Origin of the sequence: Sulfuritalea sp. (assembly GCF_017302275.1) — a bacterium.
Lineage (GTDB): Bacteria > Pseudomonadota > Gammaproteobacteria > Burkholderiales > Rhodocyclaceae > Sulfuritalea.
This window is the reverse complement of record NZ_JAFLDR010000002.1, coordinates 85497-103078: the sequence shown is the minus strand read 5'-3', so window position 1 is coordinate 103078 and position 17582 is coordinate 85497. Positions and strand designations below refer to the sequence as shown.

Here is a 17582-nt window from a genome sequence, read left to right as displayed (position 1 = left end):
AGTTTCCAATGTTCCAATAGAAAAGCTGAATGCACCGCAGCAATCGTGCTGGCCCGACCCGATAGATTGCCCTCAGGTGGCGCTTGCGCGAGGCAGTTCGCGAATCTCGAAGCTCAGTGTATCGAGGTCGCCGAGCACCCAGGTCGCGGTGGGGGCGCCAAGTCCCGCGACGGTGCCCGGATTGACCAGCCAGGTCGCGCTGCCCTTGATGTTGGGCTGTTGGCGAATCTCGGTTTCGTGGCTGTGGCCGCAACAGACCAGATCGTAGTCGCCAGTGCAGGCCATGCCGTGGCCGATGTGCGGATAGTGGGTGATGAAGACACGTCTGCCGCCCAGCTTGAGCATGGCATCCTGTCCGTGGTAATGCAGTTGCTCGTCCGAATTGTGCGCAATGCGGGCGATGGATACCGGGTCGCCGAGATTGTTGCCATGAATGGCATGAATCGGAATTCCGAGTTTGAGCGAGGCGCGCAAGGTATTGCCGCCAATGATGTCGCCGCAGTGGATCACCGCTTCAGCGCCCTCGGCGATCGCGACGGTGATGGCCGCCGCCATCATCGGGCCGCGGTCGTGGCTGTCGGAAAGGATGCAGATCCTCACGGAGCTTGCCCGATGGCGAAGCCGAAGAGTTCGTCGAGGCGCATCTCGCGGATCAACTGGTCGGCGGCGGCCTGGCCGTGCTCGCGGATCACGTCGGCGAGAATCAGGCGCGCGCCATTGCGGTTGTAGCCGCCGCCGAAGCTGACCTGGGTGGCAAGCAATTGGCGGGCTCTTTCCAGTGTCATATCACGATCGGCGGCAGGTAGTTCCCGTCGTCCTCGCCGCCGGCCGGGCTTTCCTTGGTCAGTCCTTCGGGCAGGGCGGCGGCACGCGTGCCGTGGTGGTCTGCCTGGAGCTTGAGCAGGGTGGTAACACAGTCGCCGAGATTGTCGTAGACGTCGCGCCCGGTGCCGAAGATTTCGCTCGGGGAATAGAAGAACTGGCAGCGGAAGCGCTGGTCGCCCATCTTGGCGACGACGAATTCGGCGCCAAGCTCGCTCCAGTAAAGCGCCGGGCAAGGTGTGGGCATCTTGTCTTCCGGTTTGAGCAGCAGTTCAACCTCGACGGCCTGCAGCGGTACGATGCGGTTGTAGCGCTCGAGCAGGATCTGGTTGACCAGTTGATATTCGTTGTCGGTGAAATCGGGAAGGCTCATTGTGTTCGGCTCTCCTGTGCGCTGCGCGGAGCGCAATATCGGCTTGGGGCCGCTTACTCTACAGCGCGGTTTGTTGCGCAGGCAATCATTGTTGCTTATCGAAAAATAGAAATAACTCCCTTGTGGCGCAGCGGTCCTTGTCGTCACAATATAGTAAATCTCTAATGTTCCGGCGTAGCATGTCGGACCCCCGATGCCTACAGCCCAAATTTCCTCGTCGCCGGTTCAGGAAGTCAAGACCACCACGTGCTACATGTGCGCCTGCCGCTGCGGCATACGCGTGCATCTGCGTGACGGCATGGTGCGCTACATCGACGGCAATCCCGACCACCCGCTGAACAAGGGCGTGATCTGCGCCAAGGGCTCGTCGGGCATCATGAAGCAGTATTCGCCGGCGCGGCTGCTGAAGCCGCTAAAACGCAGAGTCGGCGCAGAGAGAGGCACCGGCGAGTTCGAGGAGATCGAGTGGGAGGAGGCGCTCAGTACGCTGGCCGAGCGCCTGGGGAAGATCCGCGCCACCGACCCGAAGAAGTTTGCACTATTCACCGGGCGCGACCAGATGCAGGCCCTGACCGGCATGTTCGCGCGCCAGTTCGGTACCCCCAACTACGCCGCTCACGGCGGCTTCTGCTCGGTCAACATGGCCGCCGGCATGATCTACACCATCGGCGGCTCGTTCTGGGAATTCGGCGGGCCGGACCTCGATCGCGCCAAGCTGTTCGTGATGATCGGCACCGCCGAGGATCATCATTCGAATCCGCTCAAGATCGCGCTGTCGAAGTTCAAGCGCGACGGCGGCCGCTTCATTTCGATCAACCCGGTGCGTACCGGCTATTCGGCGATCGCCGACGAATGGGTGCCGATCCGTCCCGGCACCGACGGCGCGCTGCTGCTCGCGATCATCCACGAGATCATCGCCACCGGCCTGTACGACCGCGAGTTCCTGGTCCAGTACAGCAACGCCGGGCAACTGATCAACGTCGACGAGGCCAACGACGAGTTCGGCTTCTTCGTCCGTACCGAGGTGCCGACCGAAGAGGCCTGCTACGAGCCGCAGGACAAGCTGTGGTGGGACCGCACGACCAACCGTGCGGTGGTGACGCACAAGCCCGGCGCCGACCCCTACCTGCTCGGCGAGTTCAAGCTGCCCGATGGCACGCCGGTGAAGCCCGCCTTCCAGTTGCTGCACGAGCGCGTCAAGGACTACACGCCCGATTGGGCGAGCCAGATCACCGGCATCCCGGCCGAGGTGATTCGTCGCCTGGCCCACGAGATGGGCGTCACGGCACGCGACCAGAAGATCGAACTGCCGATCGCCTGGACCGACTCCTGGGGCAATGAACACGACACCGTGACCGGCAATCCGGTGGCCTTCCACGCCATGCGCGGCCTCGCTGCGCACAGCAACGGTTTCCAGACCATACGCGCGATGGCGATCCTGATGTCGCTGCTGGGCACCATCGACCGTCCGGGCGGCTTCCGCCACAAGGCGCCCTTTCCGCGGCCGATCCCGCCCTGCGCGCGCACGCCCAACGACCCCCGCGCGGTGCAGCCCAACCGTCCGCTCGACGGCATGGCGCTGGGCTGGCCTTCGGACCCCGACGACCTGTTCGTCAACCCGGACGGCAGCCCGGTGCGCATCGACAAGGCCTTCTCCTGGGAGTATCCGCTGTCGGTGCATGGCCTGATGCACAACGCCATCACCAACGCCTGGCGTGGCGACCCCTATTGTATCGATACCTTGCTGATCTTCATGGCCAACATGGCCTGGAACTCGACCATGAACGCGGTCGAGGTAAGGAAGATGCTGAACGACAAGACCGAGGACGGCGAGTACAAGATTCCCTTCCTTGTCGTCTGCGATGCCTTCCATTCGGAGATGACGGCCTTCGCCGATCTGATCCTGCCGGATACCACCTATCTCGAACGCCACGACGTGATGTCCATGCTCGACCGGCCGATCTCCGAGTTCGACGGCCCGGTGGATTCGGTGCGCGTTCCGGTGGTCCCTGTCTCGGGTGACTGCAAGCCCTTCCAGGAAGTGCTGATTGAACTCGGTACGCGCCTCAAGCTGCCGGCCTTCGTGACGAAAGAGGGCGAACGCAAGTTCCGCGATTACCCCGACTTCATCGTCAACTGGGAAAGCGAGCCGGGTTCGGGCATCGGTTTCCTCGCCGGCTGGCGCGGCAAGGGCGGCGAGAAATCGCTGCGCGGCGAGCCGAATCCGAACCAGTGGGAGATGTACAAGAAGAACAATTGTGTCTTCCACTACGAGCTGCCCAAGTCCTACCAGTACATGCGCAACTGGAACAAGGGCTACCTCGAGTGGTCGCAGCGCAACCGCATCACGCGCTATGGCGAGCCGATCCTGATCCACCTGTATTCCGAGGTGCTGCAGCGCTTCCGTGCCGCAGCCCAGGGCAAGGGCTTCTCGCGCAAGCCGCCGGAGCACCTAAGGAAGCGCGTCGAGACCTACTTTGATCCGCTGCCCTTCTACTACGATCCGCTCGAGGCGCAGGTCACCGACAAGCACCAGTATCCGCTGGCCGCGGTGACGCAGCGGCCAATGGCGATGTACCACTCCTGGGATTCGCAGAACGCCTGGCTGCGCCAGATCCACACCCACAACTACCTTTACGTCAATGCCCGGACCGCGCGCAAGCAGGGCATCGAAGACGGCGACTGGATCTGGGTCGAATCGCAATGGGGCAAGGTCAAGTGCATGGCGCGCCATTCCGAGGCGGTGGAACCGGGAACGGTGTGGACCTGGAATGCCATCGGCAAGGCGGCCGGGGCATGGAACCTGACGTCGGACGCCAACGAGTCGCAGAAGGGCTTCCTGCTCAACCACCTGATTTCGGAAGAACTGCCAGACGGCGCGGGGCGCGTTTCCAATTCCGATCCGATCACCGGGCAAGCCGCGTGGTACGACGTGCGGGTGAAAATTCATAAAGTCGGCGCTGGCGAGACGGCGGTGACATCGCCCCAGTTCGAGCCCATGAAGCCCTATCCGGGCATGAAGACGCGCAGCAGCATCCTGGCTTACCTCGGGATCAAGGTGAAATGACTCCGCTTGCCAGCCAGGAGTGCTCGCGATGACCCAGCTTGCGTTGGTAATCGACCTCAACGTCTGCGTCGGCTGTCAGGCCTGCGTGACCTCCTGCAAGGAGTGGAACACGTCCGGTAGCGCGGGGCCGATGGGCGACCAGAATCCCTATGGCGCCGACCCGACAGGCACCTTCTTCAATCGCGTGCAGACCTTCGAGGTGGGCGAGTTCCCCAATACCGAGACCGTGCATTTCCCAAAGTCCTGCCTGCATTGCGAAGACCCGCCCTGTGTGCCGGTGTGCCCGACCGGAGCGTCGTACAAGCGCAAGGAAGACGGCATCGTCCTCGTCGATTACGACAAGTGCATCGGCTGCAAATACTGCTCCTGGGCCTGTCCCTACGGCGCGCGCGAGCTCGACGAGCAGCAGCAGGTGATGAAGAAGTGCACCCTGTGCGTCGACCGCATCTACGACATGACCATGGCGCCGGAAGACCGCAAGCCATCCTGCGTCAAGGCCTGCCCGACCTCTGCGCGCCTGTTCGGCGACGTCCATGACCCCGAGTCCGCGGTGTCCGTGGCGATTCGCGAGGCGGGCGGCTATGCGCTGATGCCGGAGTGGGGCACGCACCCGGCGAACCATTACCTGCCGCGGCGCAAGACGCGCATCAAGATCCACGAGGACGAACTCGAACGCGCCGACAATCCGCTCAAGGTCGATCGCCAGTTGCCCAGGCCGGCCATGGACGAACCGACGCTCGACGACGTCACCACCTGGTAGGCGGGCTCCTAACGCTTATGACACCGAGCATCACCCACAGAAGATGAAACACGCGAAAAGCAGATTGAAGGCCCGCCCCTCCCATCCGCTGCGCGGCCAACGGCTGGCTTTGCACAGCCAGCCGGCTGCGGCGGCGCACCGCATGCGGTGCGAAACACCGCCTCGCCCCCTCTCGGGGAGGCTTCTAATTTGCTCGCTTCGCTCGGCTGTCACCTGCCACGCCGAACCCGCTGTTTCACGTTAGCCAACATGCATCCCGCGTTCTCCGTCATCTTTCTGACCACCCTTATTGGCGCCGCCCAGGGTCTGTTCCTGGCACTGTTCACGGCCCAGTCCTACGCGGCCTTCAAGCTGCTGCCGCAACCGGATGCCCATGCCTTCTACGGCCAGGGCAGCCTGCTGGCACTGGTGCTCCTGGTGGCTGGCCTGGGCGCATCGTTCTTCCATCTGGGGCACCCGGAGCGTGCCTGGCGTGCAGCGACGAAATGGCGCACCTCGTGGCTGTCGCGCGAAGTGATCGTCCTGCCCGCCTTCATGGGCGTGGTGTGCCTCTACGGCCTCGCCCACTGGCTGGGCTGGCATCCGGTACTGATGACCCTGCCCGGCGGGCTGCCGGTGGATCCGAGCGCGATACTGGGTGTCGCGGGCACACTGCTGGCCTTTGCCTTGTTCGTCTGCACGGCGATGATTTACGCCAGTCTGAAGTTCCTTGCCGAATGGCATTCGCCGCTGACGGTGGTCAACTACATCCTGCTCGGGGGGGCTTCGGGCTTTTCCCTGGCGGCAGCGTTCGCCGCCTTCACGGCGCCGGAACTGGTCGGCTTCCTCGCCGGATGGGCGGCCATCATCACCCTGCTCGGATTCCTGGGCCGCGCGGCGTCGCTCTACCGCAATTCCCGGCTTAAGCCCAAGTCGACGCTGCAGACTGCCATCGGCATCAAGCATCCGACGATCACGCAAAAAACCCAGGGTTTCATGGGTGGCAGTTTCAATACGCGGGAATTTTTCCACGGCAGTTCCGTGGGTGCGCTGCGCGCAATCAAGTGGTTCTTCCTGATCGCGGTATTTCCCCTGCCATTGGTGCTTCTAGCTTCCGGCATGCAAGGCGCGGCCGCATCGCTGGTGGCGGCTTTTTTGGTGCAATATGCGGGAATGCTGGCGGAACGCTGGTTCTTCTTCGCCCAAGCCAATCATCCGCAGAACCTGTATTACCGGGCCATCGCCTGAGCCCTTTTCCCGCCTATGGACTTTGGGTATATTATTGAAAGCTTAAGTACGAATCCAGTTTCACAACAGCCAAACCAAGATAGAGGACAAGCACATGAACTTCGACAAGGAACTCGACGCCCGCGGCCTTAACTGCCCGCTTCCCATCCTTCGCGCCAAGAAGTCGCTGGCCGAGCTTCAGTCCGGTCAGGTGTTGCGCATCATTGCCACCGATCCGGGTTCGGTCAAGGATTTCGCCGCCTTCGCCAAGCAGACCGGCAACGAGCTGCTGGCCAGCGCGGAAAAGGACAAGGAATTCGAATTCTTCATGAAGCGCAAGTAAGCGGCATCGTCTTTTCCGGCGGCCTGCCTGCGGGCGGGCCGTGTTTTGCACATCCTTGCGCCGTATTGCCAGCGCCGACTTTCGACGCTCGTCCCTCGGGTATTCCGGTCAGGAGCCCGTCTCCCAAAGCAGGATAGCCATGCGATTATTGTTGGCTATCCGGCGATAGAAAAATTTTTCTGGATGCTGCGCCGCACTTTATCAGACTATTCGGAATTGATCATATAGGCAGGGAGCCAAGACATGGGTGCCATCCCCGAAATCACTAGCATCGACGAGTTGGTCAATCGCCGCCTGGAAGAGCTTCTGCCGCAGAAGATCGAGCAGGCCTTGCGCGAGCGTGAAGAGTCGAAGACACCCTCGATGGCGATCATCGCGACCCGTGGCACGCTGGATTGGGCCTATCCGCCTTTCATACTTGGCTCGACCGCCGCTGCGCTGGGCTGGGACGTGTCGATCTTCTTTACCTTCTACGGCCTCAACCTGCTGAAGAAGGATGTCTCCGACCTGAAGGTCAGTCCGCTCGGCAACCCCGGCATGCCAATGAAGATGCCGTTCGGCCCGGAATGGTTCAAGGGCATCAACTGGAACATTCCCAACATCATCCAGGCCGGCGTTCCCGGCTTCGAAACCGTCGCCACCCTGCTGATGCAGCAGACCATCAAGAACAACGGCGTCGCCACGATCGAAGAACTGCGCGGCCTGGCGCAGGAGGCCGACGTCAAGTTCATCGCCTGCCAGATGACGGTGGACCTGTTCGGTTTCCACCACGATGACTTCGTTCCCGGCCTGGACTTCGCCGGCGCGGCGACCTTCCTTCCGGTGGCGCAAAAGGCCGACGTCAGCCTTTTCATGTAGCAGGAAAGCAACACAAGTCCAGCCGTCCCCACGGTTCGTCTGGACTTCATTAGTTGCTTCGGTTTACACCTATAACTTGTTGAAATTTATCCAACACCATCGGGGAGAAATCTGAATGAAACTGAAAAAAATTGCAGCACTGCTGGCCGTTGCCGCCGCGTCCGGGTCGGCCTTCGCGACGGATGGCTATTTTGCGCATGGCTACGGCATGAAAGCCAAGGGTATGGGCGGCGCCGCAACCGCGATGGCATCCGACGCCATGGGCGGCGCCAACAACCCGGCCAGCATGGTCTGGGCCGGTGACAGGCTGGATGTCGGTGTCGACTTCTTCTCGCCGAAGCGGAGCATTTCGCGCAGCGGTGGCACAGTAGGTGGCGGCACACTGAATGGGACAGCGGATAGCGGCAGCAACCTCCACTACGTTCCGGAATTTGGCTACAACAAAATGTTGGGCTGGGACATGTCGTTGGGTGTAACGGTGTACGGCAACGGCGGCATGAATACCGACTATCCCGGTGACCAGAACCCCGGCGCAGCGGGTGCCTGTGCCGGCTTCGGCGCCACTTGGGCACGGGCCAACCTGCTCTGCGGCAACGGTCGCCTCGGCATCGACATGATGCAGTTGATCGTGGCTCCGACATTTGCGATGAAGGTCAACAAGCAGCATTCGCTGGGTGTTTCCCTGCTCCTGGCTCACCAGCAGTTCAAGGCCAGCGGCATCCAGTCCTTTGCCGGCTTCTCCGCCACTCCGGCGAATCTGAGCAACCTCGGTCGCGACAAGTCGAACGGCGTCGGCCTGCGATTCGGCTGGATGGGCCAGCTTACCGATCAGGTCACGATGGGCGCGGCCTATTCGTCGAAGATGAAAATGGGCAAGCTTGATCTTTACAAAGGCCTGTTCGCGGAAGAGGGAGGCTTCGACGTTCCGGAAAACTGGAGCATCGGCATTGCCTTCAAGCCCAACGACCAGTGGAAGCTGGCGGCCGATTTCCAGCGCATCAATTACGGCGATGTGAAGTCCGTCGGCAATTCGAGTGTCATGCCGCTGGATCCGGCTGGCCTGGGCGCCGGCATTCCCGGATCGCTCGGCTGCTCGACCTGCCGCGGTTTCGGCTGGTCCAACATCGATGTCATCAAGCTCGGTGCCGAGTACCAGTTCAACAAGGACCTGACCGTGCGCTTTGGTTACAACCACGCCGAGAATCCCATTTCGTCGCGTGATGTGACCTTCAACATGCTGGCTCCCGGCGTCGTGCAGAATCACTACACCCTGGGCTTCACCTACAGCGTGAGCAAGGATTCCGAAGTGACCATGTCGTACATGCATGCGGCCAAGAACTCGGTCAGCGGTCCGAGCCTGTTCAACTTCTTCACCGGAAACGCCGCTGGAACCGACAAGATCGAGATGTCGCAGGATTCTCTCGGCATCGCCTACGGTCTGAAGTTCTGATCGGTTGATTCCGTTCGGAGTGCAACAAGTCTGACCGGCACGGGCTGAAAGCGGAGACGCTTTCGGCCCGTGCTTCATCCAACTGGCGGTTCGCGCCGGAGGTCGCTCCCGACCGTCCGGGTCGACCCGCGTCGTCCCGAAAGTTTCGTTTGCATAACATTCCCAGGAGGGAGATATGTCCAGAATTCTGAATAGCGTTGCTGTATTGATCATGACCTTGTCCGCCGCGGCGGCATTTGCGCAGGAAGTCGTGCTGAAGCCGTTCGTCCTTGCCTCGAAAGGAGCGGGCGACGTCGCGCAGAAGGTCGAGGCGACCAAGGCAGCGCTGAGCAAGGCCGGTTTTACCGTGGCCGGCAGCTATTCGCCGTACGCGAACACGACGGTCATCGGCGTGACCAACGACGAATTGCGCGGCACGGCCGCCAAGTCGGAGCACGGCGGCTTCGGTGCCGCGATGCGCGTGGCGGTGGTCAAGGTCAAGGACGAGGTGCAGGTTTCCTATACCAACCCTCCCTATTGGGCCAATGCTTATCGCATGAGCGGAGAGTTGAAGGATACGGCCGGCAAGCTTCAGGCGGCGTTGGGCAAGGTCGAAGAGTTCGGCGCGAAGGGATTGACGGCGGAGGCTTTGCGCAAGTACCACTATGCCTTCGGCATGGAGTACTTCAATGAGCCGAACGAGTTCGTCAAGTACGGCAGCCACGAAGAGGCGGTCAAGGCCGTCGAAGCCGGGCTCGCGGCCGGCAAGCATGGCGTGACCAAAGTCTATCGGGTCGATGTCGCCGGCAAGAATGAGGTTCTTTTCGGCGTGGCGATGAAGAGCGTGGGCGACAGCAAGATGATGGACGATGCATACCTGATGAGCGAGATCGACTTCAAGGACGTGAAGTCGGCGGCTCACCTTCCCTATGACATCCTGGTGTCGGACAAGACCGTCTTTGCCCAGTATGCGCGCTTTCGCATCGCGATCAGCTTTCCCGACCTGTCGATGATGGGTGCCAACAGTTTCATGAACATCATGAAGTCGCCCGAAGCGATCCGCGAAGCATTGTCACTCACCGTCGGCGGCAAGAAGGACGCGCGCTGAGGCGCTGATGGCTTCAGGCTCTCCGCCGCCGTCCCGCCGGCGCCGACTTTCCGGGGCCGGTCGCCGGACAAGGCAGTTCCGATGGCGCTTGGAGGATCAATGATCGCGGCGGGCGCTGGCGTGGGCGGTAAAATGCGGGCAGGCGCAATGTGGCGTCTGCCGCGCGGCGCAAGGGAGAAGGCAATGGGCAAGAACATCAGCATCATCGGCGCCGGTTTCGGCGCCCTGACCGCGGCGCGCAGCCTGCGCAAGCTCGACGCTAGCGCGCGCATCACCATGATCGCGCCGCGGCCGGAATTCATCTACCTGCCCAGCCTGATCTGGCTGCCTTCCGGCAAGCGCAAGGCGCAGGATCTGGTGGTGCCGCTCGACAAGTTCCTGCGCGAAAACGACATACAGTTCGTCGCGGCGGAGGCCAACGGCCTGGCCGACGGCGGGCACAGCGTGCTGACCGGCACCGGTGCGGTCGGCAACGACGGCCTCATCATCGCCTGCGGCGGACGCTTCATCAAGAAACTGCCGGGCATCGATCTGGCCATCCTGCCCTGTGAGGGCATCGCCCCGGTGGAACGCCTGCGCACCCGGGTCGCCGAGCTGGAGTCGGGCACCATCGCGCTGGGCTTCGCCGGCAATCCGAACGAGCCGACCGCGATGCGCGGCGGACCTATCTTCGAATTCCTGTTCGGGCTGGATACCCAGTTGCGCCGCGAGGGACGGCGCGAAGAGATCAAGCTGGTCTTCTTCAATCCGATGCCCAAGCCGGGCAACCGCCTCGGCGAAAAGGCCGTGGAGCGCCTGATGGGCGAAATGAAGCGCCGCGAGATCGCCACCCACCTCGGGCACAAGATGGTCGGATTCGAGCCTGGCAAGGTCAAGACCGAGGGCGGCGAGTTCGCCGCCGACATCATCGTCTTCATGCCCGGCATGACCGGCAATGCCTGGTTCGACAATACCGACTTGCCGCGATCGAGCGGCGGCCTGATCCAGGCCGACGCGCACTGCCGCGTCGGCGGTCGCGAGAACGTCTATGTGGTGGGCGACGCGGGCAGTTTCCCCGGCCCCGACTGGATGCCTAAGCAGGCGCACATGGCCGACCTGCAGGCCGCCACGGCGGCGGCGAACCTGCTCGCCGAACTCGACGGGCGCGCGCCGGACCAGACCTTCGCGGTCGAACTCATGTGCATCGTCGACAGCCTCGATGCCGGCATGCTGGTGCGCCGCACCGAAACCTCGGCCTGGGCCCTGCCGCGCATGAGGCTGATGCACGGCGCCAAGGACCTGTTCGAGTCCCTGTACCTGCGGCGCTACCGCTAGCCGCCTGCCTCAGCCCAGGCGCTGCCTCTGCGCCACGAGTTTAGCCAGAGTAGCCCGGAAGCCGGCGAGGCGTTCCCGCTCCTGCGCCACCACGGCGGCCGGAGCGCGGGCGACGAAACTTTCGGTGGCCAGTTTCTTTTCGGCCTTGCCGATTTCGCCTTCGATGCGCAGGATTTCCTTGCCCATCCGCTCCCGCTCCGCCGCCACGTCGACCTCGATCTTCAGCATCAGGCGGAACTCGCCGACGATCTGCACCGGTGCGTCGGAATCCGGCAGCGATTCCGCTGCCGTCACGGCGGACAGCCTGGCCAGTGCGGCGAGGTAGGGCGCATACGCGTTCAGGATCGCCGTACCCCCCAAGGGGGCTTCCTTCGGGGCGTCGCAGGCGCCGATCAACGGCACCTTCTGCGCTGGGGAAATGTTCATCTCGCCGCGCAGGCTGCGGCAGGCGTTGATCATGTCCTTGAGTCGCGCCACCCAGGCTTCGGCCGCGGTATCGCAGCGCGACAGGTCGGCCTTCGGGTAGGGCTGCCGCATCAGCGAACGCGACTCGTCGGCAGCGTCGGCGCGACCGGCCAGCGGGGCTACCGTCTGCCAGAGTTCCTCGGTGATGAAGGGGATCAGCGGATGCGCCAGGCGCAGCAAGGTCTCCAGCACGCGCACCAGCGTGCGGCGCGTGGCGCGCTGGCGGGCTTCGCCACCGGTCTGGATCTGCACCTTGGCCAGTTCCAGGTACCAGTCGCAATACTCGTCCCAGACGAATTCGTAGATGGCGCGCGCCAGCAGGTCGAAGCGGTAGTCGGCGAAGTGCTGCGCGACTTCCTGCTCGACCTTCTGCAGGCGGCTGACGATCCAGCGGTCGGCCGGTGAAAAGTCGAGGTAGCTGCCGGTGCAGGCGTCGGAGCCATGTTCGGCGAGGCCGCAGTCCTGACCCTCGCAATTCATCAGAACGAAGCGCGAGGCATTCCACAGCTTGTTGCAGAAATTGCGATAGCCCTCGCAGCGCTGCATGTCGAACTTGATGTCGCGCCCCGGCGAGGCCAGCGAAAGGAAGGTGAAGCGCAGCGCGTCGGTGCCGAAGCCGGGAATGCCATCCGGATACTCGCGGCGTGTCCGCTTTTCGATCTTGGCCGCATCCTTCGGATTCATCAGGCCCGTGGTGCGCTTCTTGACCAGTTCGTCGAGCGTGATGCCGTCGATCAGGTCGATCGGATCGAGCACGTTGCCCTTGGATTTGCTCATCTTCTGGCCTTCCGCGTCGCGGATCAGGCCGTGCACGTAGACATCCTTGAACGGGATCTTGCCGGTGATGTGCTTCGTCATCATCACCATGCGCGCCACCCAGAAGAAGATGATGTCGAAACCGGTGACCAGCACCGTCGAGGGCAGGTAGAGGTCCAGCGCGGTATTCGACTTGGCGGGCCACTCGGGCGTCCAGTCCAGTGTCGAGAAGGGCCATAGCGCCGACGAATACCAGGTGTCGAGCACGTCCGGATCGCGTTCGAGGCCACCCGTGTAACCATCGCGCCTGGCCTGGGCGTAGGCCTCGGCTTCGTCGTGGGCGACGTAGAAGCGCCCGTCGTCCGAATACCAGGCCGGGATCTGGTGGCCCCACCAGAGCTGGCGCGAGATGCACCAGTCCTGGATGTTGTTGAGCCACTGGTTGTAGGTGTTGACCCAGTTCTCCGGCACGAAGCGGATTTCGCCTGAGGCCACGCATTCCAGCGCCTTGCCGGCGATGCTGCTGCCATCGGCGCCAGGCTTGCTCATGGCGACGAACCACTGGTCGGTGAGCATCGGCTCGATCACCGCGCCGGTACGGTCGCCGCGCGGCACCATCAGCTTGTGCGGTTTCACGCTGGCCAGCAGGCCGGCCGCTTCAAGGTCGGCGACGATCGCACGGCGCGCTTCGTAGCGGTCCATGCCGCGATACTTTTCAGGGCCGTGTTGGTTGATGCGTGCGTCCAGGGTCAGCACGCTGATCGGCGCGAGGCCGTGGCGATGGCCGACCTGCCAGTCGTTGAAGTCGTGCGCCGGCGTGATCTTGACGCAGCCGGTGCCGAATTCCGGGTCCACGTAGCTGTCGGCGATGACCGGGATCGTGCGGTCACACAGCGGCAACTGAACCTGCTTGCCGATCAGGTGTTTGTAGCGGTCGTCGTCGGGATTGATGGCCACCGCGACGTCGCCGAGCATGGTTTCCGGGCGGGTCGTCGCCACCGTCAGCGAACCCTTGCCGCAGGCGAACGGGTAGTGGATCTCCCACATCGAGCCGTCTTCCTCCTCGCTGACCACTTCGAGGTCGGACACGGCGGTGAGCAGCTTCGGGTCCCAGTTCACCAGGCGCTTGCCGCGGTAAATCAGGCCTTCGTTGTAAAGGCGAACGAAGGTTTCGGTGACGATCTTCGACAGGCCCGCGTCCATCGTGAATCGTTCGCGCGACCAGTCGGGTGAGGTTCCCAGTCGGCGCATCTGGCGCGTGATGGTGTCGCCGGAGTATTTCTTCCATTCCCAGACTTTTTCGAGGAATTTCTCGCGTCCGAGGTCGTGGCGCGACTGGCCCTGGGCGTCAAGCTGGCGTTCGACGACGATCTGCGTCGCGATGCCGGCGTGGTCGGTGCCCGGCTGCCACAGCGTGTTGTCGCCGCGCATGCGGTGGTAGCGGGTAAGGGAATCCATGATCGCCTGGTTGAAGCCGTGGCCCATGTGCAGCGTGCCGGTGACGTTCGGCGGCGGCAGCAGGATGCAGAAATTGTCGCTCCTGGCGGTGTCGAGTCCGGCGGCGAAATAGCCGCGCGACTCCCAGATCGGGTACCAGCGCCGCTCGATGTCGGCGGGTTCGAAGCTCTTGGCGAGTTCCATAGCAGTGCGGGGAAGTGCGAAAGCGGCAATTTTAGCGGAAGGCCGTCCCCGGACCGGCCGAAATGGGCGCTAAATCTGCGGCCAGCGGGGGTTTGGGCTATCATTGCCGCCTTCCAAAGCTGGCTCTCCCTGGCCCGTTCCCAGTCTCCATGATCCGCAAGCTGTTGCGCCGCGTGTTCCGCCGCGGCGACCCTTCCGTTCTTTCCGCACCGGCCATGATTCCCATGGCCCGCCACGGTATTCGTCGCGAGCACGTCTCGCTCGGCGCGCGGCGCACCTGCGAGACGCTGCAGCAGGCGGGACACAAGGCCTACATCGTCGGTGGCGCGGTGCGCGACCTGATCGCCGGCATCGATCCCAAGGACTACGACATCGCCACCGATGCCACGCCGGAACAGGTCCGTGCGCTGTTCCGCCGTGCCCGCATCATCGGCCGCCGCTTCCAGATCGTGCATGTCATGCAGGGCGGCGAGACGCTGGAGGTCTCCACCTTCCGCGCCGCGCACGATGCCGATACGGTAAAGGACGAGCATGGCCGCGTGCTGCGCGACAACGTCTTCGGCTCGATCGCGGAGGATGCCGCGCGGCGCGACTTTACCGTCAACGCGCTTTACTACGATCCTTCGACCGAGACGGTGATCGACTACCACCACGGCGTGGCCGACCTGCAGCAGAAGACGCTGCGCATGATCGGCGAGCCCCGCTTGCGCTACCGCGAGGATCCGGTGCGCATGCTGCGTGCCGTGCGCCTTTCGGCAAAGCTCGGATTGACGCTCGATCCGGCGCTGCGGGCGCCGATCCGCGAGATGGCCGAACTGATGGAAAACGTGCCGGCGGCGCGCCTGTTCGACGAGATGCTGAAGCTGCTGTTTTCCGGCCATTCGGTCGAAGCCGTCCATCGCCTGCGCGACGACGGCCTGCACCACGGCCTGCTGCCGCTGCTCGACGTGATCCTGGAGCAGCCGCTGGGCGAAAAATTCGTCATGCTGGCGCTGGCCGGCACCGACGCCCGGGTCAAGGCCGGCAAGTCGCTGTCGCCGGGCTATCTCTTCGCCACGCTGCTCTGGCATGAAGTGCTGGCCGCCTGGGAAGCGCGCAAGGCGCGCGGCGAAGTGCCGATTCCAGCCTTGTACGACGCGATGGACGAGGTGCTCAACGTGCAGGGCGAGAAGCTTGCCATCACGCGCCGCATCGCTGGCGACATCAAGGACATCTGGGCGCTGCAACCGCGCTTCGAAAAGCGCGCCGGCAAGACGCCGTATCGCCTGATCGAACTGCCGCGCTTTCGCGCCGGCTACGATTTCCTCGTGCTGCGGGCACAAAGCGGCGAAATCGAGATGGAAATCGCCGAGTGGTGGCATGACTTCCAGAACGCCGACCACGATGGGCGCGAGGCCCTCTTGATCCCGGACAGCGGACCCAAGAAGCGCCGTCGCCGCGTACGCGGCAAGAAGGCGGCGAGCGAGGGCGACGTCTCGTCCGCGGCCGCCGCCAGCGAAGGCTGAGGTGGGCCGGACCTGCTTCATCGCGCTGGGCGCCAATCTCGGGGACGCGGTGGCGACGGTCAATGCCGCCATCATTGTCCTGCGCCAGTTGCCCGGTGCGCGTTTTGTCGCCGCGTCGTCGCTGTATCGCACCGCGCCGGTCGGCCTCAGGCACCAGCCCGACTTCATCAACGCCGTGGTGGCGGTTGACGCCGTGTCGCCGGCGCCGACTCTTCTGGACGACTTGTTCGACATCGAGGCGCGCTTCGGCCGCAGCCGCAGCGTGAAGGACGCGCCGCGCACGCTGGATCTCGACCTGTTGCTGTTCGGCGACGAGGCATCGGACGATCCGCGACTGACGCTGCCGCATCCACGGCTCCATGAGCGTGCTTTCGTGCTCGCGCCGCTGGCCGAGATTGCGCCCGAGCTCGTCATTCCGGGGCGCGGTACGGTGCACGAACTGCTTGCGCGCTGCGCCGACCAGCGGATCGAGAAGCTGGTGCCGCAGACGGTCTGACATGGCGTCGGCCTTGCAGATCCCCGTCGTCTGGCAGACTGCACTGCTGCTGGCGGCCTCTAATGTCTTCATGACCTTCGCCTGGTACGCGCATCTGAAGAACCTCAACGATCGCCCCTGGTGGATCGCCGCGCTGGCGTCGTGGGGCATCGCCCTGTTTGAATACCTGCTGCAGGTGCCGGCCAACCGCATCGGCCACGCCGAACTGTCGCTGGCGCAATTGAAGATCATGCAGGAGGCGATCACGCTGACGGTGTTCGTGCCTTTCGTCGTGTTCTACATGCAGCAACCGCTGAAGCTCGATTACCTGTGGGCCGGTTTGTGTATCCTTGGCGCCGTTTACTTTATTTTCCGAAGTCCATGACGACCTATCCCTCATTCCTTGTCCCATGGACAGGGATTACGACCGTTCAGCCGCTGCGCGGCTTCCATGTTTCTCACTTGGCGCCTCCTTGGGGTGGCCCGGCGGAGGCACCATGACCTACCTCGCCAGCAACAAGCCGATCACGCTGCCCGAGCTCGCGCGCATGAAACGCGAGGGCGAGAAGATCGCCATGCTGACCTGCTACGACGCGAGTTTCGCCGCGCTGGAGGACCGCTGCGGCGTCGACGTGATGCTGGTCGGCGACTCGCTGGGAAACGTGATCCAGGGCAAGACCTCGACGCTGCCGGTTACCATGGAGCACATGGTCTACCACACGGCCTGCGTCGCCGCCCTGCCGAGCCGCCCGATGCTGGTGGCCGACCTGCCCTTCGGCGCCTACCACGAGTCGAAGGAGCAGGCGATCCGCAATGCCGGCAAGCTGCTCGCCGTCGGCGCCGAGATGGTCAAGCTCGAAGGCGGCGAAGTGATGGCCGAGACCGTGCATTTCATGGTCGAACGCGGCGTGCCGGTGTGCGCCCATATCGGCCTCACGCCGCAGTCGGTCCATGCCCTTGGTGGCTACCGCGTGCAGGGGCGCGGCGACGAGGCCGCGGCGCGCATGAAGCGCGAAGCGCTGGCACTGGAACAAGCCGGGGCGGCGCTGATGGTGCTGGAAATGGTGCCGGCCGAGCTTGCCGGCGAAATTACCGCCCTGCTCAAGGTGTGCGCCACCATCGGCATCGGCGCCGGCAAGGAATGCGACGGCCAAGTGCTGGTGCTCCACGACATGCTCGGCGTCTACCCCGGCAAGAAGGGGCGATTCGTCAGGGACTTCATGGCCGGGGCCACCAGCGTCGATGCTGCCGTGACCAACTATGTTCGGGCGGTAAAGGACGGCAGCTTTCCAGCACCCGAACACACCTACTGACGTACATGCTGCAGTAGCGAGTACCGCAGATGATGAAACACACCAAGAGCGCATTGAAGGCCCTCCCCTCCCATCCGTCCACGGCGGGCTTTGCACAGCCCACCGGCTGCGGCGGCGCAAGGCGGCGCTTTGCGAAACCCCGCCTCC

General features: G+C 63.5%; 16 protein-coding genes. 12 read left to right on the top strand and 4 right to left on the bottom strand.

Features of this window, described 5'->3' with window-relative positions; all coding sequences use genetic code 11:
• Window positions 1-72: 72 nt before the first annotated feature.
• From J0M27_RS01515 to J0M27_RS01505, 3 genes are read right to left on the bottom strand one after another with little or no spacing between them, the layout of a single operon-like run.
• Window positions 73-600, bottom strand: coding sequence for a metallophosphoesterase family protein (locus J0M27_RS01515; RefSeq protein ID WP_294986746.1), 528 nt, complete (start codon window positions 598-600; stop codon window positions 73-75).
• Window positions 597-785 carry a hypothetical protein gene (locus J0M27_RS01510; protein WP_294986745.1) on the bottom strand — a complete coding sequence of 63 codons (189 nt, stop codon included), beginning with the start codon at window positions 783-785 and terminating at the stop codon, window positions 597-599. Before J0M27_RS01510 ends, J0M27_RS01515 begins: the two co-directional genes overlap by 4 nt.
• The gene (locus J0M27_RS01505; protein ID WP_294986744.1) at window positions 782-1195 is read right to left on the bottom strand and encodes a hypothetical protein; all 414 of its coding nucleotides are present in this window, start codon (window positions 1193-1195) and stop codon (window positions 782-784) included. Before J0M27_RS01505 ends, J0M27_RS01510 begins: the two co-directional genes overlap by 4 nt.
• Window positions 1196-1388: 193 nt before the next feature.
• Here J0M27_RS01505 and J0M27_RS01500 point away from each other — a divergent pair, with 193 nt between their 5' ends.
• The 8 genes from J0M27_RS01500 (at window position 1389) to J0M27_RS01465 (ending at window position 11280) form a co-directional block, all read left to right on the top strand.
• Complete coding sequence (locus tag J0M27_RS01500; RefSeq protein ID WP_294986742.1) at window positions 1389-4262, top strand: molybdopterin oxidoreductase family protein; 2874 nt, start codon at window positions 1389-1391, stop codon at window positions 4260-4262.
• 28 nt (window positions 4263-4290) lie between these two features.
• The gene (locus J0M27_RS01495; RefSeq protein ID WP_294986740.1) at window positions 4291-5022 is read left to right on the top strand and encodes a 4Fe-4S dicluster domain-containing protein; all 732 of its coding nucleotides are present in this window, start codon (window positions 4291-4293) and stop codon (window positions 5020-5022) included.
• Window positions 5023-5271: 249 nt separating this feature from the next.
• Window positions 5272-6249, top strand: a complete 978-nt coding sequence (locus J0M27_RS01490) for a DmsC/YnfH family molybdoenzyme membrane anchor subunit (RefSeq protein WP_294986738.1) — start codon at window positions 5272-5274, stop codon at window positions 6247-6249.
• 94 nt (window positions 6250-6343) lie between these two features.
• The gene (locus J0M27_RS01485; protein WP_294986737.1) at window positions 6344-6571 is read left to right on the top strand and encodes a sulfurtransferase TusA family protein; all 228 of its coding nucleotides are present in this window, start codon (window positions 6344-6346) and stop codon (window positions 6569-6571) included.
• Window positions 6572-6934: 363 nt separating this feature from the next.
• Complete coding sequence (locus J0M27_RS01480; RefSeq protein WP_294986971.1) at window positions 6935-7429, top strand: DsrE/DsrF/DrsH-like family protein; 495 nt, start codon at window positions 6935-6937, stop codon at window positions 7427-7429.
• Window positions 7430-7544: 115 nt separating this feature from the next.
• Entirely contained in the window at window positions 7545-8879 is a 1335-nt protein-coding gene (locus J0M27_RS01475; protein ID WP_294986735.1) for an outer membrane protein transport protein, read from the top strand.
• A gap of 175 nt (window positions 8880-9054) precedes the next feature.
• Window positions 9055-9966 (top strand): hypothetical protein, encoded by a 912-nt coding sequence (locus J0M27_RS01470; RefSeq protein ID WP_294986733.1) that lies wholly within the window; start codon window positions 9055-9057, stop codon window positions 9964-9966.
• A gap of 183 nt (window positions 9967-10149) precedes the next feature.
• Window positions 10150-11280, top strand: a complete 1131-nt coding sequence (locus tag J0M27_RS01465; RefSeq protein WP_294986732.1) for an FAD-dependent oxidoreductase — start codon at window positions 10150-10152, stop codon at window positions 11278-11280.
• A gap of 9 nt (window positions 11281-11289) precedes the next feature.
• On the opposite strand, the gene J0M27_RS01460 is transcribed toward J0M27_RS01465, so the two are convergent.
• Window positions 11290-14142, bottom strand: a complete 2853-nt coding sequence (locus tag J0M27_RS01460) for a valine--tRNA ligase (protein WP_294986730.1) — start codon at window positions 14140-14142, stop codon at window positions 11290-11292.
• 149 nt (window positions 14143-14291) lie between these two features.
• Here J0M27_RS01460 and pcnB point away from each other — a divergent pair, with 149 nt between their 5' ends.
• The 4 genes from pcnB (at window position 14292) to panB (ending at window position 17435) form a co-directional block, all read left to right on the top strand.
• Window positions 14292-15647, top strand: a complete 1356-nt coding sequence (pcnB, locus tag J0M27_RS01455; protein WP_294986728.1) for a polynucleotide adenylyltransferase PcnB — start codon at window positions 14292-14294, stop codon at window positions 15645-15647.
• 1 nt (window position 15648) lies between these two features.
• Window positions 15649-16143, top strand: coding sequence for a 2-amino-4-hydroxy-6-hydroxymethyldihydropteridine diphosphokinase (gene folK / locus J0M27_RS01450; RefSeq protein WP_294986726.1), 495 nt, complete (start codon window positions 15649-15651; stop codon window positions 16141-16143).
• Window positions 16144-16162: 19 nt separating this feature from the next.
• A complete protein-coding gene (locus J0M27_RS01445) occupies window positions 16163-16507 on the top strand; it encodes a DMT family protein (RefSeq protein WP_294986969.1) in 345 nt (114 codons plus the stop codon).
• A gap of 112 nt (window positions 16508-16619) precedes the next feature.
• Window positions 16620-17435: a 3-methyl-2-oxobutanoate hydroxymethyltransferase gene (panB, locus tag J0M27_RS01440; RefSeq protein WP_294986724.1), complete on the top strand. Its 816-nt coding sequence runs from the start codon at window positions 16620-16622 to the stop codon at window positions 17433-17435.
• Window positions 17436-17582 lie beyond the last annotated feature (147 nt).